Consider the following 19982-nt stretch of genomic DNA (forward strand, 5'->3'; position numbering starts at 1 on the left):
TCCCCCTTCATTCTTATAAAACTGGTTAAGCTAATTAGTTATATATAGTTGCACATTCATTATTTTCAACCCTATTTACTAGTTAAACCAGAGCAAAAATGGAAGTTTTGCGAACATGCAAAAAAATCGGGATATATATGGGAATCCACATATATCCCGAGCCTTTATTTAACTTAAGTCATTCTCACCAGACCGTTTGATCTTAGTGTTCTTCCAGGTAAGCGCGAGTGAAGTCGATTGCGCCGGAGAAGTCAGTCGTTACGCCTTTAAGGTAAGGCTTTGTAAGCGATGCTTGTGTGTAGTAGTAAACAGGCATGATAACCATGTTTTCTTGAATCAGCAGTTTTTCAGCATCAGCCATGTCCTGCATACGTTTTTCCAGATCATTACCGCCTTTGTAGGCTTCTTCGATCAGTTTGTCGTATGCTGGATCTGCATAACCAGTGTTGTTGTTGCCGCCACCGCTAACAAACATGTCCATGTAAGTCATCGGATCGTTGTAATCGGCAGACCAACCTGCACGAGCGATTTGGAAGTTACCCGTTTTTCTACTTTCTAGGAATACGGACCACTCTTCGTTTCTCGTTTGAATTTCTACACCAAGATTTTTCTTCCACATATCAGCTACAGCCAGAGCCAGCTTTTGGTGGTTTTCACTTGTGTTGTACAGCAGGGTAATCGGAGGAAGCGTTGTATATCCTTCTTCCTTCATGCCTTCTTCAAGCAGCTGTTTAGCTTGTGCTGCATCTTCTTTGAAATATTCGCTATCCGGATGCATATCGCGGAACGATTGACCGTTCAGACCCGCGATCGATGTTGGTACGAAACCGTATGCCGGAGTTTGGGAAGCTTTCGTTACATTGTCGATGAGCGATTGACGATCGATCGACATTGCGAATGCCTTACGAATTTTTTCATTGTTGAACGGCTCAACTTCAGTGTTGAACTCGTAGTAGTATGTCGAAGCAATGTTTGTAAGCTTGAACTCGTCTGCCAGCTGCTGCGAAAGCGGCTGAATTTGGTCGGTTGGAATTTCACCGGTAGGTGCGCCAGCATAGTCGATTTCGCCGCCTTGGTACTTAGCAGTTTCTGTCGCGCCGCTGTTTACAATCGTAGCTGTAATGTTGCTCAGCTTGATGTTATCCGCATCCCAGTAGTTTTCGTTTTTCGTCCAGCCCATTTCGGAACCAGAAGTCCAGCTCGTCATTGTGAACGGTCCGTTTACAACCATCGATTCTGGCTTCGTTGCCCAAGCATTGTTGCCTTCCACCGTCGATTGGTGAACCGGATACAATGTGTAGAACGAAGTCAGACCCAGGAAGTAAGGAGTTGGGTTCGTCAGCTTAACTTCCAGCGTTTTTTCATCAACAGCTTTTACTCCTACAGTGGAGAAGTCAGTTGTTTCGCCAGTGTTGTAAGCTTCAGCACCTTCAATGTAGTACAACTGGTAAGCATATACTGGAGCCGGAACAGTTTCCGGGTTCAGCACGCGCTGCCAAGCGTATACGAAATCGTTGGCTGTTACAGGATCGCCGTTACTCCAAGTTGCGCCTTCACGCATTTTGAAAGTGTACGTCAGACCGTCTTCGGAAACATCCCAGCTCTCGGCAGCGCCTGGAACCGGATTGCCTTCTGCATCGATTGTTGCAAGGCCTTCATACATGAAACGCAGCGCAGTGTTGGACTGGCTGTCTTGAGCCTGTGCCGGATCAAGCGTCGGCGGCTCAGCCGTAAGGTTAAGGCTTAGAGTCTGATCAGCTGCCAGGTTGGCATCGGTAGCGGCCGGCTCGGAAGCATTTCCGTTGTCAGTCGTACCCGGAGCGGTCGCAGCCGAATCCGTATTTGTCTCGTTGGCGCTTCCGCAGCCTGCGAGTACTGTGCCGATTACAAGAACCAGCGTGAGAAGCAACATCCAGCTTTTCTTTTTCATCCTGCAGCTTTCCCCCTAGAAAAGATTAATTTTTTTATTGATTATAACCCTCACCGCAAAAAAAATCTATAACCTTTTTTCAGAATCTTACGCTTTTTTTCAAATTGTACTCGCTTTCTGTCACATTTTCTGTCTCAAACCCTGATATTTCGGCAAAAAAAATAAAATTTCTTTCGTATTTTTTTAATATGTATCATTTCATGTTAGATATTTATAAGGTAAGCAATAAATCCGGAAATTCCAAGCAGAATATAACAAGGTGCCAGGAAAAGAAACGTCATTCTCCAAAATCCGGAAACTAATCGTCGCGGTTCAATTTTTCCGCGTTTACGGTTTTGTGCACTTCCGAGCAGCCCGGCCAGGATCAGCAAAATCAGCAGCAGCAAATAAAATCCGAATGTAGATCCCAATACATAATTATAAAGCGCTGAGACAGCAAAAATCAGAAAAGGTGTTGTGACATCCATTGCCCGTCGGAAAGACTGAGGCCTTGGTTCTTTGCACAGTACACCCACCGCGTAGACGAGTAAGAATGGCAAAAAAGGAAGCACACACAGCGTAATCAGCACTCCTGAGACCGTTGCGAACATATTATTCCTCCTGCGCCCTTAAAATTCAAAAACCTCTCATACCTATAATATCTCAGAAGTCCAACGGACTCAGTTTATGCCCTCGATCAAGTTCAGCAGCATCCGATTGATAGGCGCCTCCGTACCGGATCGATGCGCAAGTTCCGCAATTCCTCCACTGATCCACTTTGCTTCGGTGTTTCTTCCTCCCAATACATCTTCAAGCATAGAGGAACGATTCCGGGCCGTTGCGCGGCATACATCCAATACATCCCTCCACCAGTTTTCAGGAACGGGAATCCCTATATTCGAATAAACAACCGAAATTTCATCGAAGATAGCTCGCATAAGAGCAACTCGTCCGTTGTTTACAAGCAGTTCGCCATTCTCGACACGCCATATGGCCGTAAGAGGATTGACAATCGCATTGATCAGCAGCTTTCTGTACACGACAGTTTGAACTTCATTCGACACCGACATGGACAATCCTGCCGAAGTGTATAGATCTTCGAACTTTTTCTCCAGCTGCATTTGCTCTTTGGAAAGGAAAGTTTCTGCCGCCTTTGGAAGTCCGAACAGTGTCGAACCTTTCCCTGCATGCAGAACGGAACCTGTATCCAATCGGCGTGCCCCTTCGGTAGTAACGGCCGCATATATTAAAGCTTGCGGCATTACTTTTTCCAAACGCTCCAGATGTCCGATACCATTTTGCAGGCAGAGCAGCCGATCACCGGAACGCATGCCTTCACTCAGCTTATGAATCAGAGAGTCGTTTAGATCCTTCTGTTTGACGGCGAGCAGAATCCATCGATCTTCCGTTTCGTTTTCGGGCTTTGCAAAATCATGAATGGATCTGGCATCGAGCATTTCTTTTTCGCCTTGAAAGCTCGCTCTTGCTGCAGGTTCATGCACTTCGATTCCATATCTCGAAATATGCTGTGCTTGTTCTTCCGTTCGGGTATACAGCAGAGTCTGGGCTCCGCCTCGTGCGGCTCCTGCAGCAAACAGAAGCCCCAAAGCTCCGCCACCAATAACTTCAATTTTCAATATTCTACCTCCACGTTGAATATTTATCCCAATTGTCTTTGGTTTACTGATACAGATTGCAGCCTTATAATTAGAATAATCAAACCGATCTTATTTTCCTGTTAATGAACGAGTTAACGCTCCTGCGGAATTTTATTTTATCACAGCCGCCAAACGGCGAAAATGCTGACGCGGAAGTTTCCGTCATGCTCCGGAATTCGGAAGAACGAACAGAAAGCGAGGAATACGCTGTGTCAAAACGTTTATCTGCAGGTCTGATCGCAGCTGCACTCGCCTTCGGTTCCGGCGCTATTCCGGCGTATGCACATTCCTCTCTCGAAGAATGGACGCCGGAGCAGCGCAGGCTGCTTCAAGATACATTGTCGCTGAACGAACTGCAGCGCGATGCGGACCGTATTGCTGAAGAACAGGAAGTCTTGTCCCGTCAGCGTGAACGTCTGAATCAGGAGATTCGACGTCTTGAAACCAAGATTGCGGATAACCGCAAGCGTACGGATAGCATTGTTCGCGCTCAATATATGCAGAATCAGCGCTTTATGCTGCTGTCACTGATTGAAGCCCGGTCCTTTAGCGATATAACCCGACTGTATAATTACTATCATCTTGCGATCCGACATGACGAAGAACTGCTGCTCGGATTCCGCCAAGACACGGAGGCATTGGAGAATCGAAGAAACGAATTGGCTGCCAATTCGGCTCGACTGGAAACCGTTCGGACCGGCATCGAACAGCAGCAGCTTCGACTTCGCGCCCTCCAACAAGATATTGATCAAGGATTGCTCGCCAGCAGCGATCCAGAGCGCCTCAATCGTCTTGCCGACGAACTGAACGTCTATTGGAACAATGTCGGGCTGTATGAAGTCGACGGATACTTTGCCTCCCTTGCTTCGGCCAGCACCGAACTGCCGAATTTTTTGCAGAGCAGCGGCAAAATGCAAGTATCGGGACTAGGTACACGTTATACGATCGAATTGACGGACGCCGAACTGAACACTTTTCTCCGCTCGCAAAGCACCGCTTTTGAAAACTTTTCCTTTACGTTTGAAGACGGGCTGGTTGTTGCGGAAGGAAGTCAGGATCGGCTGTCGCTGCGCATCGAAGGACGCTATACGCTGGAGACTGAACCGCATAACGCCATTCTGTTTCACGTTGACAGGCTGGTCTTCAACGGTCTTGAGCTTCCCGAAACTACCCGCAGAGAGCTTGAACAAAAATACGATCTGGGCTTCTATCCACAGCAGGTCGCTCCTGTCGTAGTCAACGGTGTCGAAATGGCCGAAGGACGTTTGAAAATTTCAATGCAGTTGGCACTTTAGACAAAGTCCTTCCTTACACGAATTCGAATATGCTCAAAAAATGCCCTGTCGCAGTGCTACAGGGCATTTTTCATTAAAACTTTCGGCAGACCTTTTCGAATTCAGGGCAGCAAGTAGGCGGCCAGTTTGTCCGGACCAATCTCTCCTTCATAAAAACGGATTAACGAGCGGCTCCACGAACTTTCGCGTGCCGCTTCCCTTTTCGGATCCGCAGTCTCTGCTGTTCCGTCCGTACCACTTACGAATTGTGGGTCAGGCAGCCAGCGAAGCAGGTCCGTATTGTTATTGTCGGACTCGTCGAACACTGCCCGAAGTGCAGACAGATGTCCCGTAGAGCTGTACCAATCGTTCTGTGTATCACGACCTGTTATGTAGGCGATCCATAAAGAAGCTTCTCTCGAACGGTCGGTATTCGCAGTAATACCCAAGCAGCGCAGGGAAGCCGTTTGCATGGCAAAAGGAAGCGGACTTATGCGTACAGAAGAACCTTCGGAACCGAGTCTCGACAGCCGATCGACCGCCAGATCAAGCTCTCCCGATTCGACCTTCATCCGTAGAACGTTATTCTCCTGTCCTTCCTGTGTGGACACATGAGGCAGGTATGTTCGAGTTCGGAGTTCATCTGCCAGTTTCAGTGCACGGTCCACCTTCTCCCCGCTTTCTCCTCTGGATGTTCCTCCCCACAATGCAATCAGCGAGGCAAAAGCACGAGCATCTCCTCCAGGCAACCCAAGTACTTTCGAGGAAGAAGGGGTTTCCTGATCTTCACGACTATTTGAGAGCTCCTTCTCCCACTCTCTCCAAGCTTCCTCGGTCTGCGGAAGTTCACCGGATGTCGCTTGAAAACTGCCAGGGTCCCATACTGCTCCGTAAGGATCAAAGTCAAGAGGTACGGCCCAGCGGTAACCGTTCCACTCAACCGCCGCGGCCGTTAGTGGCAGCAAATCGGAAGGTGCAGCGACACCCGCTTCATACAGATCGGCTGGCAGCAGCCGTCCAGCAGCAGCGAAATCTGCAACCCATGCGCCATCCAGCATGACAACATCGGGTTCTTTTCCGGAAGCATAGATTTCCCGATACGTTTTGTAGGCTTCCTCCGGCGCTAGATTGACCAGCAGGACCGTACTTCCCGAAAACTGCTCATACTCTCTGTTTATGGCCTGAAGCGCAGCAAATTCTTCCTTCTCCATCATCGTATAGACTTCGATTGCACGCAGTGAGCGCTCCGCTTCTCCTCCGCGCAGCATCGCTGATTCGCCGCCGGATTCCTGTTGCGGTCCGGGAGGCGTCGTCTCGGGCAGAGACGGCGATAGATTGATCAAGGCCAGCAGCAATATGCCAAACAGCACGAAATAATTTTTCCGCTTCAGTTCTGATCCCTCCCTTTCCTATTTTCTCCATTGTAACAAACGATCTTTTTTCCATCCAAAAAAAGAATCCGGTAGCAAAACCCGGATTCTTCGCAAGTTAACGATTGTTTTTTCTGTCTTCTACAGCAAATCTGCTGCCAGTTGAGCCAACTTGGAGCGTTCTCCTTTTTCCAGATGGATATGCCCTGCAAGTTTCTGTGACTTGAATTGTTCTACTGCATAGGTCAATCCGTTGCTCGTTGCATCAAGATACGGATGATCAATCTGCTCCGGATCGCCGACAAGCACCATTTTGCTGCCTTCGCCGACCCGTGAGATAATCGTCTTCACTTCGTGCCTGGACAAGTTCTGCGCCTCGTCGATAATAATAAATTGTGACGGGATTGACCGTCCGCGGATATAAGTCAGTGCCTCGACCTGAATACTGCCGAGCCCCATCAGAATTTTGTCGATATCTCCTGCACTTTTTGTATCGAACAAAAATTCCAAATTGTCGTAGATCGGCTGCATCCAAGGCCGCAATTTCTCCTCTTTTTCGCCCGGCAGATAACCGATATCTTTGCCCATCGGTACAACCGGCCGCGCAACCAACAATTTCTTATATTTCCGGTCGTCTTCGACTTTTAACAGTCCCGCAGCCAGCGCAAGCAGCGTTTTGCCAGTGCCGGCTTTGCCTGTGATCGTCACAAGCGGAATATCATCCGACAGCAGCAGTTCGAGCGCCATCCGCTGCTGGGCGTTACGAGCGATGATGCCCCATACGGGATCATTGCCTTGGAACAGCGGTTCCAAACGTTTGGCATCGGCATTCAGCTTGACGAGAGCCGACTTGCTGCCCCCTTCATTTTTGAGAATGGCAAACTCGTTTGGATACAGCTGTCCGGCCGCATGACCTGCTTCTGAAACAAACAGGTACTTATCGCGATAAAAACGGTCCACCAGTTCATCCGGGACCTGCAAAGACGCATATCCGGGATATAGAGAGTCAGGGTCGGCGGTCCGATCGGTCATATAGTCTTGAGCAACCAGCCCAAGCACATCGGCCTTTACCCGAACCAGCACGTCTTTACTTACCATCACGACCAGACGGGCTTTATCCTCTGGAAGTTCCTGCTGTTCATTATGATAATTAAGCGCAACAGCCAGTATACGATTATCGTTCGTCATTTCGCCGAACAAATCCTGCATACGCTGGAAGCTGCGGTGATTGAGTTCAACGCGGAGTATTCCGCCCGATTCGAGCTCTACTCCGTCATGCAGATGCCCAAGTTCGCGAAGAGCGTCCAGTTCTCGCGATACACTGCGGGCATTGCGTCCAATCTCGTCGGCCAGCCTCTTTTTCGAATCGATCTCTTCCAACACGGCGGCAGGAATGACCACTTCATGTTCCTGAAACGAAAAAATGGAACGGGGATCGTGCAGCAGAACGTTAGTATCGAGTACAAAGAGCTTTTTCACGAGAAATCCCTCCCGAGGCTTAATGGAACCGCGAGCCTTCCTCAATCGCCAAGCGATTCAAGAAGAAGCGATCGAAACCGTTGCTCACCCCCTTTCAAGGTTCGGAACTTTTTTATAATACCTGAAAAGGCAAAAAAGCCCGCGGTAAACCGCTAGGCGTTTTTCATGGCGTTCATAACCTGACCGTCAAGCCGTTCGGCGGCATGCAGATCGAGCGCACGGGTATATTCCGGAAGTGAAGACAAATGTGCTCCGTAAAAAAGGGCATTGCGAACCGCTTCGACATTGACATCGAAGCAGCACATCTTGAACGGGACGTTCTGCAGCGGATCCTGCGCAACGCGCGCCGTTCCGTTTACGGCATACACTTTTCCGCCTCCAAAAACGGTAATCGTTACTTTCGGATTATGCAAAATATTGTGAACCAGACGGGAGCGGTGATCCACCGCGAACCGGAGTGTAGCCGGATTGACAGCGTACACCCAAGAAATAGCCGTCGAGGTCGGACCGTTACTTTCGGCATCTACTGTAGCCAGCAGCGCAAAGGTCTCGCTCTGCAACTGTGTGAAGAGAGATTCGGTCAATTGCGTAACGGCTTCGGACATCACATGGCCTCCTATACGGCGTCTGATCGGAATATTTCGATAAGCCTCTTGCTCACTCCGATTATAACATACCGGAAAAAGGGCATTCAATCATTGCTCTTCTACCGGGGCAGCAGGCTGGTGCTTGCCGGCCAATTCGTCCTTAAGCGCCTGTTTGGCGGCCGACAGTTCGCTATCGTTAATATAGACAAATGGGCTTCTCCAGGATCCTGCCAATTTCGGATAGCTGATATTTTCTCTCGGAATATCCCAATAGGTTCTGACCAGATTGAAAATTTGTTTATTCTCCAAATCCGTCTTCGTATTGTCCGCAACCGCCTCAATCAGGGAGCCTGATTTGGTAACTGCATTAAACGTCTGCAGCTTGTCCATGATTGCGCCGATCACCTGCTGCTGACGCTGGTTCCGGCTAAAATCGTCGGACGGTTTTGTCGGAGGGTTACAATTTGTTTTGCGATAACGCACATAGTCGAGCGCGTTTTTACCGTCCAACTTTTGCGGGCCGGCTTTCAGATTGATGTCCGTTCCGTCAGCGGTATCTTTGTAGCACATGTCCATCGTTACGTCGACATCGATACCTCCGACTGCATCCACAATATCTTTCAAACTTTGGAAGTTCACAACCGTTACGTAATCAAGCGGAATATCAAAGTACTTGCCGAGCATCCGCTTGATCGCTTCCTCCGCATTTCCTTCTCCCTTTTTCTCTTGGGCAAGAAAAGCTGGATAATACGCGTTAACCTTACGAACTTTGTATCCGTCCAATTCAATACGCGTATCACGGGGCAGCGACACGACGGTAGCCGTATTTGTTTTTGGGTTCATCGCGGCGACCATAACGACATCGGTCAAGTTTGAGCCGGTTTCTTCCCGAAAGTCCGAACCCAGTATGGCCATTGCGATTGGCTGCGTGGAAGCTGGTTTCTCGGGCTCTCCGGCTGTGCCAATCAACTGCGATTTCTGGTATACCCAGCCAAGGTAGACGCCTACTCCAACGAGCAGCAAAATTACCACAATCGCAAAAGCTTTCCAGAAGCGCTTGGCACCGCTTTTTTTACGTTTAACAGCCGGCCGACGTCCTCCTCCACCGCTTCCTCCTGTGGAAGCCGCTGTACTCCGGCGGGCAGGGGTGTCCGATGCGGAACGTCCTCGTCCTCCGCTCGAGCGCGGCGGCAGGCCGCCTCCTCTTGTACTGCTCATATCCTATCCAGCTCCTTCTCTTGTGCAATCCATGCGAACAAGATAAATAAACACTCGCACAAATGAAAACAGGGCCCGCACGCCACCCCGGCGGCGGACCCTGTTCGCCAAGCCACCTGACATCTTCTTATTAAGACGTCAACAGCTCGGGAAAAGTTACCGATTGCTTGCTTTAAATTGCAAAATTACGAGTTGGCTTGTGCCTGCTTACGCTGCTTTTCCGAACGTTCGCGCTCGCCCTTATTCAAAATTTTCTTGCGCAGACGCACGTTCTTAGGCGTGATCTCGCAGTACTCATCATCATTCAAATATTCCAGTGCCTGCTCCAACGAGAACAGACGCGGAGTCTTCATCTTGACCGTATCGTCTTTTGTTGCGGAACGAACGTTGGTCAACTGCTTTTCTTTACAGATGTTAACAACGATGTCGTTGTCGCGCGTATGCTCGCCAACGATCATACCTTCGTATACTTCAGCACCCGGTTCTACGAACAGTGTGCCGCGATCCTCAACGCCGAGGATACCGTACAGCGTCGCATTGCCGTTTTCTGTCGAAACGAGAACACCCTGGTGACGTCCGCCAACCTGACCGCCGATCAGTGGGCCGTAGCTGTCGAACGCGTGGTTCATTACGCCGTAACCACGAGTCAATGTCAAGAAGTTTGTCCGGTAGCCGATCAGACCACGAGCCGGAATCAGGAATTCCAGACGAACCTGGCCAGTACCGGTGTTGATCATGTTGACCATTTCCGCTTTACGCATGCCCAGGCTCTCCATAACGGCACCTGTACTTTCTTCCGGCACGTCGATCAGCAGGCGTTCAATTGGCTCCATCTTCTTACCGTCGATTTCTCTGACGATAACTTCTGGCTTCGAAACCTGCAGCTCGTAGCCTTCACGACGCATATTTTCGATCAGGATGCCCAAGTGAAGTTCGCCGCGTCCCGATACAATAAAAGCATCCGGGCTGTCGGTTTCGTCAACGCGAAGGCTGACGTCGGTTTCCAGTTCGAAGAACAGACGATCGCGCAGTTTACGGGAAGTGACCCATTTGCCTTCGCGGCCTGCGAACGGACTGTTGTTAACCAGGAAAGTCATTTGCAGAGTTGGCTCGTCGATCTTAAGAACCGGCAGTGCTTCCGGATTTTGTGGATCAGCGATCGTCTCGCCGATATTGATGTCTTTGATACCCGCGATAGCGATGATATCTCCGGCGCCGGCTTGGTCCGTCTCGATGCGCTTCAGACCTTGGAAGCCGAACAGTTTCTCGATCCGTGCCTGTTTCATTCCACCATCACGTGTCATAACAGCAACTGATTGTCCCTGACGGATCACGCCTCGGTTGACACGACCGATTGCGATACGACCGAGGTATTCGTTGTAGTCCATCAATGTAACGAGGAACTGCAGCGGCTCATCTACGCTTTCCGTCGGCGACGGAATGTTCTCGATGATCGTGTCATACATTGCCTGCATGTTGTCGTCCTGCTTCTCAGCATTTTTACTGGATGTGCCGTTCAGTGCGGAAGCATATACGACCGGGAAGTCGAGCTGGTGATCGTTCGCACCCAGTTCGATGAACAGGTCGAGCACTTCATCGATAACTTCCGACGGACGAGCAGCCGGACGGTCGATTTTGTTAACGACAACGATTGGCGTCAAGTTGTGCGCCAACGCTTTACCCAATACGAAACGAGTTTGAGGCATACATCCTTCGTAAGCATCTACGACGAGCAGAACGCCATCAACCATCTTCATGATTCGCTCTACTTCACCACCAAAGTCGGCGTGTCCTGGCGTATCTACGATGTTGATCAGGTAATCTTTATAAGTAATCGCCGTATTTTTCGCCAGAATCGTAATACCGCGTTCTCTTTCGAGATCGTTGGAGTCCATGGCACGCTCTTGCATTTGCTCATGGTCACGGAAAATACCGGATTGCTGGAGCAGTTTGTCGACGAGCGTGGTTTTACCATGGTCGACGTGAGCGATAATCGCGATATTGCGAATTTCTTGTCTTGAATGCATGAATGGAATGTTCCCTTCTCTATTAAAAATGTTAAAAAACGAATACTTAGGCTTCTCGCAAAAGAAGCGTCTGGCAAAACTGCCGACGCCCTTCAGTCCCTTTTATTGTACATGATTTTCATAAAATTTCAAGACTTATTACATTTTACGCCAGCCATTCGATTTTCCAGACTTAGCTTTCGGCCAGAAAAACAACCAGGCACCTGCCAAAATCAGCAGCACCGAAAAGACATATAGAAAAAGCGGACCGAGCAGGTTAAAAATAAACATAATGAGCGAAAAGCCGATTAACCCTATGGCAGCGTAGCGAAGTGTTTCCCGACGCTTGGACGCAAAGACAGCATATTCATATATCCCTATACCGAGACCGAGGATAAAGGCCGGCCACAGCTCATCAATCAATTCAAATCCCCAAGTGTTGCACAGCGAAAAGACAAGACCATACACCGTTAACATTGCGCCGGGTATGAGAGTCCAGGCCGGCAGCCTACCGGTAGCATAGGCTAAATGGAGCGCTGCGCCGGGAATCAAAATCAAGAGCGGCCAAAAAACGCGGCCGAGAAAGGCAAATACGCCCCACTGCCCCAAGAGAATGATCAATCCGGCAGCTAAAATAAAAATCCCGACAGCCTTTTGATTGTTGTTTGGCATCCGATTCTCTCCTTGCGCATTTTCACGCCATCTTGTATGACGACGGGACCTTATGAATCTTGGCCCTACCCTTTTAGTTATCGGAATACTTCGCCCATTTGTTCAGCGATTCGGCAAAACTTTGCAGTCCTGTTTCTGTCCGGCTTTATCAGGGTCCATTTTAGTCGATGTCTAGTTCAATTACTGGCTGGTCCAGTCACTGTCTAGTCCGGCTGCTGTCCAGTCTGTTTGGTACCCAGTTTGGTTAAAACCATTCCTGCTTGATATCCGCCTCTTGATCCGTTTCCTCACGGCGCAGACGCGAACCGCCCGCAAACAGTTCGATGGTTTCCGTACCGTCGGCCGCTTCTTCAATCAGGCGCTCCAAGTTCGGCGTGACGGCTTCGACCTTATTTACGATGCGAAGATTCGGGTTGGTGGTCGGCGACTTCGGTACAAACAGCGTGCAGCAGTCTTCATAAGGCAAAATGGAAATGTCATACGTACCAATCTGACGCGATATACGTATAATCTCATCTTTATCCGTCATGACCAAAGGCCGCAAAATCGGCAGCTCCGTTGCCCGTTCGATTACATTCATGCTCGGCAGCGTTTGGCTCGCCACCTGCCCGAGACTTTCGCCTGTGACCAGCGCCAGCGCTTTTTCCCGTTCGGCAATCTTCGTTGCTATACGCAGCATGGACCGCCGCATCAATGTAATCATCAGATTGTCCTGCCCCATTTGGGTAAAAGACGTCTGTACTTCGGTAAACGGCACAATATGCAGACGTACCTTGCCCGCGTATTCGGCCAACACCTGGGCAAGATCGATAACTTTTTCCTTTGCCTTCTCGCTCGTAAACGGATAGCTGTGGAAATGGATACATTCGACTTCAAGGCCGCGCCGCAGCGCCGACCATCCGGCTACCGGACTGTCGATGCCGCCTGACAGAAGCAGCAGCGCCTTGCCGTTCGTCCCGAGCGGAAACCCTCCTGCACCGGGAATGACTTCGCCATAGACATAAGCCGCTTTGTCGCGAATCTCGATCCTGAGCTCCAACTTGGGATCGTGCATATCGACTTTCAACAGCGGGAAACGTTTGAGCAGCGGTGAAGCAATCAGCGGGTTTGCTTCGTGCGTCGGATGCGGGAAGTCCTTCCAGACTCGGCGGACATTCGTTTTGAACGTCAGCTCCTCCGTTAGTTCCATCGCTTCGATCAGTTCCCCGGCCGCACGGACAATCTCATCCAGTTCCGGACGGACTGCCCGCACCGGACTCATTGAAGTCATGCCAAATACGTTTTGCAGGACGGGAATAAGAGTTTCCACACTTTCACTGCCGGGATCGACGTATACACGTCCAAATTCCCGGCGAACTTTAGCATCCGGGTAAGGACGCAGCAGAGCCCGTACATGCTCGACAGCCGCTTTTTCAAATCGTGCCCGGTTGCGTCCTTTCAGAGTTAATTCGCCAAAACGAAGCAGCAGGTAATCGTATTTTTTCATCAGTTATCACTTTCTCCCCTCAACGGTGCCAGACGTCTTACAGCCTTGTCCAGCGCCTCCGACAACAGTCGGATATCTTCTTGCGTATGTTCGTCGCCCAAGCTTAAACGAATGCCGGACGTTGCATGTTCCCGTTCTCGTCCCATTGCGCTGAGTACCCGGCTTGGTTTTTCGGTTTTCGCCGCGCAGGCGGATTGTGCCGAGACCAGCATTCCGAGCTCTTCCAGCGTATGCAGAATGACCTGCGATTTCAAGCCCGGGAACGTAAAATGCACAATATGCGGCGCCGGCTTGATCGGTTCGGTCAGAGTCAGCGCTTGATGCAGACGAACTTCTTTTACCAAAGTGTCGCGAAATGCCTTCATCTTCGCCGCACGCTCGGTCCGGCCTTCGGCAGCAAGGCGAAAAGCTTTGGCTGCACCTACGATTGAAGCTACATTCTCTGTGCCCGCACGCAGGCCGCCTTCTTGTCCTCCGCCGGAAAGCAGCGGAAACAGGCGCACGCCTTCACGTACGAACAGCAGCCCGACACCACGCGGACCGCGGATTTTATGAGCCGATACGCTGTACAGATCGATGCTCGCCGCCTTTAGATCAAGCGCAAGACGTCCGAAGCCCTGCACGCCGTCGACATGGAGCAGCACTCGCGAATCCAGACTTTTCAGGCGGCGGCCGATCTCTTCGATCGGCTGTACCGCTCCCGTTTCATTGTTCACATGCATGATGCTTACGAGTGCCGTGTCCTGACGAACTGCGGCCAGCAGGCGATCCGTCGAAACTGTCCCGTCGGATTCCGGCTGCACGTAAGTTGTCTCAAATCCCAAACTTTCCAGCTGCCTACAGCTCTCGTAAACCGAAGAATGTTCGATTTGCGTAGTGACAATATGTCGTCTGCCGTCGCTGCGTCCCAACATAACGCCCTTGATTGCCAGATTATTGCTTTCGGTCGCTCCCGATGTAAATACAATTTCTCCCGGCTTGACGTCAAGCGCTTCTGCGCAGACTTCCCGGGACCGTTCCAACAGCTTTGAAGCTGCTTCGCCGCTGCGATGAATCGACGATGGATTGCCGCTGTGCACCGCCATCACTTCAGCAATCGTTCGGATGACATCCGGATGCGCCGGCGTTGAAGCTGCATGATCAAAATTTAGCATAACCGACACCTTTCTTCCCTACTTGTCTGCATTTCGTCTTCATTTCAAACAGCAAAAAGATCAAAAAGGGAAAGCTGCGCTTTTCCTCTTTGATCTTTGCCTGACGCCGGGGCGGCTCAGATATACTTCGCCTGCGCCGTTTCGACCCGGCCAATATATTTTTGCGTTTCGCGCGGAAGCTGACTGAACTTGGCATTCAAATCTTCCTCCGTACGGATTCCCAAGCGCTGCAGTGTACCCGGACCGGCATTGTAAGCGGCAAGTGCAAGACGCTGCGAACCGCCAAAGCGGATTAACATCGAAGCGATATAGCTGGATCCGCCATTGATGTTCTGTTCCGGATCGAACGAGTTCTTCACACCCAACCCCGCAGCCGTTCCGTCCATCAGCTGCATCAATCCTTTGGCGCCTGCGCCGGATTGAGCATTCGGGTTGAACGAAGACTCTGCGTCAATAATACCGTAAATCAGTGACTGTGGAATACCGTATTTGGCACTTGCAGCCTGTACGATATCTCCATACTGAGCGGCTTTACCATTTGGCGTACCCGACTTTACGGTCGGTTCCGACACTCGCGGCATCTCAATCTTGGCCGACGAGTCGTCCAGCGAAGCAGCTCCGCCGAGCGATGACGTTCCGCCGGATGTTATTCCACCAAGCGATGTTGCTCCCTTTTTAAGCGAATCGACCTGATCTGCAGGCAGCGAGATCGCAGCCAGCGTCTTCATCAGTTCCTCTGCCGAAACCGAGTTTGTGCCCGACTGCTCCATTTTTTGCTGAAGCAGTCTCGCGAATACCGAAGAGTCGATTTTGCCCTTTGTCATGCTGTTCACTGAGGACTTGTCGAGATTCAGGCTTTCCATCCATTGAAATTCAATGAGCTGCTTGGCCGTTCTCGGATCGATAATCATCGGCAGCACTCTCCTTTTCATACAGTGTCAAATTCAGCTCAAAGCTTGATTTTAATTCCGAGTTCTAAATATCCTAACTGCGACTTGTCACTTACGAGCGAGGAGCACTCATACGACGCTGGCTCAAATAATCGCTCTCGTAATAATCCAAATCGTCGCGCAGCTCTTCATAGGTCTTGGTCACGTCTAGAATGACTTCGCGCGCAGGAGCCGCAATCTGTCTACGGAAACGGATCGCTTCCTGGCCCGTATATGCGTAACGGCCATCTTCGGCATAACATTCGTTTTTCGGATAAAAGAAGCTGTTAATGACGTTATGATAGACCTTGTACAGCGTGTCTTCCGCAGAATTAACGTCGAAATTGGCCCGCCGAAGCAGTACGCCGATTTTTTCGGAGGACGTTTCCGAGAATACGAGCAGATGGCGAAGATCAGACAAAAATCCTTTGTAATAAGCGACTTCTTCCTCATCCTGCGACTGGGCAAGCTGAGTCAGCGAATACTCGTTCAAAAAGGCTTCGATTCTCAGGGTAGCGGTTTTCAACTTTTCTCTGGTCGATTCACATAATCTCTGTACGTTAGGTGCTGACATAACGGCATTTCCCCCTTGGTATTTGATCGCGCGGGCGCGAAGCGGGCTTCCTTGCAAACCCTATGTTCCTGCTTCGTCCATCGTAGCATAAAAACAGAGCAAAAGCATCCGCCAGCATTCCATAAAGCGGAGTGATAAATAATACCTATCAGTTCAATACGGATACAATCCTGTTCTGCACTCAATGAAGTTATCTATCATTTAACCGGTTCGCTTGCTTCAAAACGCCCGACTTCAATCGTTCTCCAAACATTCGTATGCAAAACGGCGCCCCTTCCTCCCAAAAGAAGGAAAAGGGCGCCGCCGATGGGATTGTTCGTGCAAAAAAATCCTATCGTCCTCGAATCGGTCGATTGAACTTAGTCAAGGCATCAGGTTGCGTCAGTTCGGAAAGTTTACCGTAAGCCGGGTTCTGTGCTGCTTCGCGGTGATAACGGGAACTACCCTCCCGCTGTGAGCGACAATCATCTGTCTAGGCCGTCCATTGCTGAACGGCTCGAGCGACCAACCTAAACGCACCCCGGGCAAGGGCTGTTTCCGGCTAACCGAAAACCGCGTTTCATTAGGTCTTGCTTCGGATGGGGTTTACCAGGGACGAAGTCACCAGCGCCCCTCGGAGTCTCTTACACTCCGGTTCCACCCTTACCTGTGCCCGGTACGTAAACGTACCAAAGGCCATCGGCGGTCCATTTCTGTGGCACTAATCCTTCAGCTCGCGCTGACTGGACGTTATCCAGCATCCTGCCCTACGAAGCCCGGACTTTCCTCCCGTACCGCCTTACGCGGCACCGGCGATTGTCTGTTAAACTTCCCTTAAGCAACGGCTCATATTATACCGCGAAAAAGCGTCGGTGACAAGTCTTTTTTCTTTACACGAATTTGCGCCTCTTTCCGACGCATTTCGGCAAATTTCCGCGCCGCCTTTTCTACAGAAACCGGAACGGCTCCGTATTCGGTTCCGACGCATGAACTGTCGTGTTGCTTCCGCTGTCTGCCAGCATGCGGCCGAGCAGCCCCGCTACTTCGCGCTTCATAATTTTCTCCGAGTTATGACCGGGATCAATAATCGTCAGCCCTGCCATCAGCGCATCATGCGCCGTGTGGTAGTCGATATCGCCGGTAATCAGGACGTCCGCTCCTTGGCGGATAGCGTGATGAATATAACGGCTACCCGATCCGCCAAGCACCGCCGCCTTTTTAACAAGACGCTCGGTATCGCCTACAACGCGTACAGCCGGAACATCAAAGCCTTTTTTCACGACTTCGGTCAGTTCAGCCAGCGTTTTCGGTTCAGCCAGTTTGCCAATGCGTCCGAGACCGAAAGCCTTGCCTTTTTGCTCCAGAAGATACAAGTCGTAAGCAACTTCTTCGTACGGATGGGCTTTCAGCATCGCCTGAATTGTCTTGGAACGCAAGCTTTCCGGCAGTACCGTTTCGATCCGCATCTCCTCCGCACGTTCCAGCTTCCCTGGAGTGCCGATATGCGGAGTTGTACCTTCACCCGGAAGGAACGTTCCCGTTCCTTCGGCATTAAAGCTGCAGTGGGAGTAATTTCCGATTGATCCGGCGCCTGCTGCCAAAATGGCATCCAATACGCTCTGATGATGACTTTTCGGTACATATACGATCAGCTTGTACAGCTTCTCGTTCTGCAGTTCTTCCAGCGGCTTGGCATTCGTGATTCCGACGAGATCCGCCATCCAGTCGTTCATTCCGCCCTCCGCCACGTCCAAATTCGTATGGCTGATATAAACGGCAATATCGTGTTTGATTAATTTTTCATACAGAGAACCCATTGGCGTATCCGTACGAAGATTGGCCAATGGCCGGAAAATGATCGCATGATGCGCAATGATCAAGTTCGCACCTAGTGCTATGGCTTCATCCACTACCTCGGGGGTTACATCAAGCGCCACCAATACCTTTGTAATCTCTTTGTTCAGTGTGCCGAGCTGCAGGCCGATCTTGTCATTTTCGACGGCCAACGCTTTGGGCGCGAACTTCTCCATCAATTGGATAACGGTTTGTCCTTTGGCAAGCATACCAGCACCTCCTTCAGAAATTCGATATGGCGTTCAAGCGCCTCTCGCTTCCCTTTCGCTTCCTCGCTGTCCGAACGGCCCATCGACCCCGCAACCCTTTGCAGTTTGGAAATCTCGCCAGCCCATTTATCCCGGAATACTGGAGAAGCTTCGCGCACAAGAAAAGGACCGAATTCGAGCAGTTGTTCACGATCGAGATTAACCGGAGGTTGTCCGACTGTCGTGTCCGCATACAGGCGGGCATTTTCCTCTTCCGCCGACGAACTGCGATCGCCTGTCAGTATTTCGTAAATTTTGCCGTCTTCTTCGAGAATGGTTTCGCTTGTCAGCAGCCAGCCTTCTTCAAGCAGCCAGCGGCGAACCAAATCTTCACCGACGTTGGGCTGCAGAATCAGACGTTTGACTCCATCAAGCTTCTCTTTTCCTTCGGTCAAAATGCGGACAATTAGAGCACCGCCCATACCGGCAATGGCGACGACATCCACCTCTCCCGGTTGGATCGCGGCAAGCCCGTCTCCCAATCTGACTTCAACTTTATTTGCAAGCCCCGCTTCTGCCACCTGTCGACAGGCAGCATCGTACGGTCCCTGGTTAACCTCTCCGGCCACTGCAGATACGGCTCTTCCTTCCATCACCGCATAGGTCGGCAGCAGCGCATGGTCGGAACCAATATCCGCCAGACGGCTGCCAGACGGAATCAGGCTGCAAATTGTGTTCAAACGTTCCGATAATTTCATACAGACACCCACGCAATCCATTTTTTTCGCCAGATAAACAAGAAGATAAAAGCCAGCGCCAGCTTGCCGATAATATACAGAATAATCCACGACGTAATATTCTGGCGCAGCAGCATGTCGTCGAGCTCGGGCATGAACCAGAGCGTCATTCCGACCGCAAAATAGATCGAAGCAAAGCGTTTCGCTTTATGATAAGCAAGCCAAGTCAGCCAGATCAATAATGCACTGAGCGGAAGCCAAAGGAGCTGAAGCATAGCCCAAGATGCACTCGGATTTACCTGCTCAAAAAATTTGGCGTACAGCAGAATCAGCGCTCCCCAACCGCTGTAGTGCAGCAGACCGCTCGGTACAATCATGCCCACTGCCAACCATACGACGGCACAGACTGCAATCAGTCCAAGCATAGACATTTCTTCCGGCCATCCATTTAGTCGAATGATCCATGTACCGAGCCCCAGAAGGATAAGACTGCCGATCGCATACAGAAACTGCGCGCCCATGCCGCCCATCAAAGCTCTTCCTCTAGCGTATATTCCAAGCCCGTAACAGAACGAGACGAGCGCCGCTATTCCGGCAAGTTGAAACGGCCAGTCCAGAATCGGGAAATAAAATCCGATCAGGCAGATTAGCGCTACACTGAGAAAAGATAATGCCCATAACTTGAAGTTCCCCTGCTGCAGCGCATTGACCGAAAGCGTACTTTTATTCTTCTGTGTTACCTCGTCGTCATACAAGTTTAACAAAAAATCGCAGTAATGTTCGGGTAAAAGTTTGCTTTTACGCCAATTTTCGATTTCCATGATGATAACTCTTTTTTTCTCCCGTTCCAAAAGCGCTCCTCCTCTTGAGGAATGCATTCAAAACTCGTCATTTTCGAAATGTCTGAT

General features: G+C 50.4%; 17 protein-coding genes and 1 other RNA gene. 1 reads left to right on the forward strand and 17 read right to left on the reverse strand.

Features of this window, described 5'->3' with window-relative positions:
* Window positions 1–202 precede the first annotated feature (202 nt).
* The 3 genes from F456_RS0103860 to F456_RS0103870 all read right to left on the reverse strand — a co-directional run bounded on the left by F456_RS0103860 (window position 203) and on the right by F456_RS0103870 (window position 3546).
* Window positions 203–1930 carry a peptide ABC transporter substrate-binding protein gene (locus tag F456_RS0103860; RefSeq protein ID WP_018975688.1) on the reverse strand — a complete coding sequence of 576 codons (1728 nt, stop codon included), beginning with the start codon at window positions 1928–1930 and terminating at the stop codon, window positions 203–205.
* 203 nt (window positions 1931–2133) lie between these two features.
* Window positions 2134–2520, reverse strand: a complete 387-nt coding sequence (locus F456_RS0103865) for a DUF3397 domain-containing protein (RefSeq protein WP_018975689.1) — start codon at window positions 2518–2520, stop codon at window positions 2134–2136.
* Window positions 2521–2589: 69 nt separating this feature from the next.
* On the reverse strand, window positions 2590–3546 hold the full coding sequence (locus tag F456_RS0103870; protein WP_018975690.1) for a ketopantoate reductase family protein: 957 nt from the start codon (window positions 3544–3546) through the stop codon (window positions 2590–2592).
* A gap of 230 nt (window positions 3547–3776) precedes the next feature.
* Here F456_RS0103870 and F456_RS0103875 point away from each other — a divergent pair, with 230 nt between their 5' ends.
* The gene (locus F456_RS0103875; protein ID WP_157059984.1) at window positions 3777–4862 is read left to right on the forward strand and encodes a coiled-coil domain-containing protein; all 1086 of its coding nucleotides are present in this window, start codon (window positions 3777–3779) and stop codon (window positions 4860–4862) included.
* 101 nt (window positions 4863–4963) lie between these two features.
* Here the strand turns inward: F456_RS0103875 and F456_RS0103880 are convergent, their stop codons facing one another.
* The 14 genes from F456_RS0103880 to F456_RS0103940 all read right to left on the reverse strand — a co-directional run bounded on the left by F456_RS0103880 (window position 4964) and on the right by F456_RS0103940 (window position 19925).
* Window positions 4964–6211, reverse strand: coding sequence for an ABC transporter substrate-binding protein (locus F456_RS0103880; protein WP_018975692.1), 1248 nt, complete (start codon window positions 6209–6211; stop codon window positions 4964–4966).
* Between the two features lie 141 nt (window positions 6212–6352).
* Window positions 6353–7690, reverse strand: coding sequence for a PhoH family protein (locus tag F456_RS0103885; RefSeq protein WP_018975693.1), 1338 nt, complete (start codon window positions 7688–7690; stop codon window positions 6353–6355).
* Window positions 7691–7842: 152 nt separating this feature from the next.
* Window positions 7843–8295: a pyridoxamine 5'-phosphate oxidase family protein gene (locus F456_RS0103890; protein ID WP_018975694.1), complete on the reverse strand. Its 453-nt coding sequence runs from the start codon at window positions 8293–8295 to the stop codon at window positions 7843–7845.
* A 90-nt stretch (window positions 8296–8385) separates the two neighbouring features.
* Window positions 8386–9495: an LCP family protein gene (locus F456_RS0103895; protein WP_018975695.1), complete on the reverse strand. Its 1110-nt coding sequence runs from the start codon at window positions 9493–9495 to the stop codon at window positions 8386–8388.
* A gap of 185 nt (window positions 9496–9680) precedes the next feature.
* Window positions 9681–11522: a translational GTPase TypA gene (gene typA, locus F456_RS0103900; protein ID WP_018975696.1), complete on the reverse strand. Its 1842-nt coding sequence runs from the start codon at window positions 11520–11522 to the stop codon at window positions 9681–9683.
* A 138-nt stretch (window positions 11523–11660) separates the two neighbouring features.
* Window positions 11661–12173, reverse strand: coding sequence for a hypothetical protein (locus F456_RS0103905; protein WP_018975697.1), 513 nt, complete (start codon window positions 12171–12173; stop codon window positions 11661–11663).
* Between the two features lie 244 nt (window positions 12174–12417).
* Window positions 12418–13659: a tRNA uracil 4-sulfurtransferase ThiI gene (gene thiI / locus F456_RS0103910; protein WP_018975698.1), complete on the reverse strand. Its 1242-nt coding sequence runs from the start codon at window positions 13657–13659 to the stop codon at window positions 12418–12420.
* Entirely contained in the window at window positions 13659–14813 is a 1155-nt protein-coding gene (locus F456_RS0103915; RefSeq protein ID WP_018975699.1) for a cysteine desulfurase family protein, read from the reverse strand. The genes thiI and F456_RS0103915 overlap by 1 nt, the downstream gene beginning before the upstream one ends.
* A gap of 116 nt (window positions 14814–14929) precedes the next feature.
* The gene (locus tag F456_RS0103920; RefSeq protein ID WP_018975700.1) at window positions 14930–15724 is read right to left on the reverse strand and encodes a lytic transglycosylase domain-containing protein; all 795 of its coding nucleotides are present in this window, start codon (window positions 15722–15724) and stop codon (window positions 14930–14932) included.
* A gap of 91 nt (window positions 15725–15815) precedes the next feature.
* The gene (locus F456_RS0103925; RefSeq protein WP_018975701.1) at window positions 15816–16316 is read right to left on the reverse strand and encodes a DUF3907 family protein; all 501 of its coding nucleotides are present in this window, start codon (window positions 16314–16316) and stop codon (window positions 15816–15818) included.
* Between the two features lie 386 nt (window positions 16317–16702).
* An RNA gene (gene rnpB, locus F456_RS23440) (RNase P RNA component class A) lies at window positions 16703–17127 on the reverse strand.
* A gap of 115 nt (window positions 17128–17242) precedes the next feature.
* On the reverse strand, window positions 17243–18358 hold the full coding sequence (locus F456_RS0103930; RefSeq protein ID WP_018975702.1) for a Nif3-like dinuclear metal center hexameric protein: 1116 nt from the start codon (window positions 18356–18358) through the stop codon (window positions 17243–17245).
* Window positions 18325–19095, reverse strand: coding sequence for a tRNA (adenine(22)-N(1))-methyltransferase (locus F456_RS0103935; RefSeq protein ID WP_018975703.1), 771 nt, complete (start codon window positions 19093–19095; stop codon window positions 18325–18327). The genes F456_RS0103930 and F456_RS0103935 overlap by 34 nt, the downstream gene beginning before the upstream one ends.
* Window positions 19092–19925, reverse strand: a complete 834-nt coding sequence (locus F456_RS0103940; RefSeq protein WP_018975704.1) for a hypothetical protein — start codon at window positions 19923–19925, stop codon at window positions 19092–19094. The genes F456_RS0103935 and F456_RS0103940 overlap by 4 nt, the downstream gene beginning before the upstream one ends.
* Window positions 19926–19982: the final 57 nt, after the last annotated feature.

It is taken from the genome of Saccharibacillus kuerlensis DSM 22868 (genome assembly GCF_000378145.1).
Lineage (GTDB): Bacteria > Bacillota > Bacilli > Paenibacillales > Paenibacillaceae > Saccharibacillus > Saccharibacillus kuerlensis.

What these genes read in the sequence shown, in the direction of transcription:
- F456_RS0103860 (WP_018975688.1), bottom strand. Translation starts at nt 1,930, where the DNA reads ATGAAAAAGAAAAGCTGGATGTTGCTTCTCACGCTGGTTCTTGTAATC.
- F456_RS0103865 (WP_018975689.1), bottom strand. Translation starts at nt 2,520, where the DNA reads ATGTTCGCAACGGTCTCAGGAGTGCTGATTACGCTGTGTGTGCTTCCT.
- F456_RS0103890 (WP_018975694.1), bottom strand. Translation starts at nt 8,295, where the DNA reads ATGTCCGAAGCCGTTACGCAATTGACCGAATCTCTCTTCACACAGTTG.
- F456_RS0103895 (WP_018975695.1), bottom strand. Translation starts at nt 9,495, where the DNA reads ATGAGCAGTACAAGAGGAGGCGGCCTGCCGCCGCGCTCGAGCGGAGGA.
- typA (WP_018975696.1), bottom strand. Translation starts at nt 11,522, where the DNA reads ATGCATTCAAGACAAGAAATTCGCAATATCGCGATTATCGCTCACGTC.
- F456_RS0103905 (WP_018975697.1), bottom strand. Translation starts at nt 12,173, where the DNA reads ATGCCAAACAACAATCAAAAGGCTGTCGGGATTTTTATTTTAGCTGCC.
- thiI (WP_018975698.1), bottom strand. Translation starts at nt 13,659, where the DNA reads ATGAAAAAATACGATTACCTGCTGCTTCGTTTTGGCGAATTAACTCTG.
- F456_RS0103915 (WP_018975699.1), bottom strand. Translation starts at nt 14,813, where the DNA reads ATGCTAAATTTTGATCATGCAGCTTCAACGCCGGCGCATCCGGATGTC.
- F456_RS0103920 (WP_018975700.1), bottom strand. Translation starts at nt 15,724, where the DNA reads ATGATTATCGATCCGAGAACGGCCAAGCAGCTCATTGAATTTCAATGG.
- F456_RS0103925 (WP_018975701.1), bottom strand. Translation starts at nt 16,316, where the DNA reads ATGTCAGCACCTAACGTACAGAGATTATGTGAATCGACCAGAGAAAAG.
- F456_RS0103930 (WP_018975702.1), bottom strand. Translation starts at nt 18,358, where the DNA reads ATGCTTGCCAAAGGACAAACCGTTATCCAATTGATGGAGAAGTTCGCG.
- F456_RS0103935 (WP_018975703.1), bottom strand. Translation starts at nt 19,095, where the DNA reads ATGAAATTATCGGAACGTTTGAACACAATTTGCAGCCTGATTCCGTCT.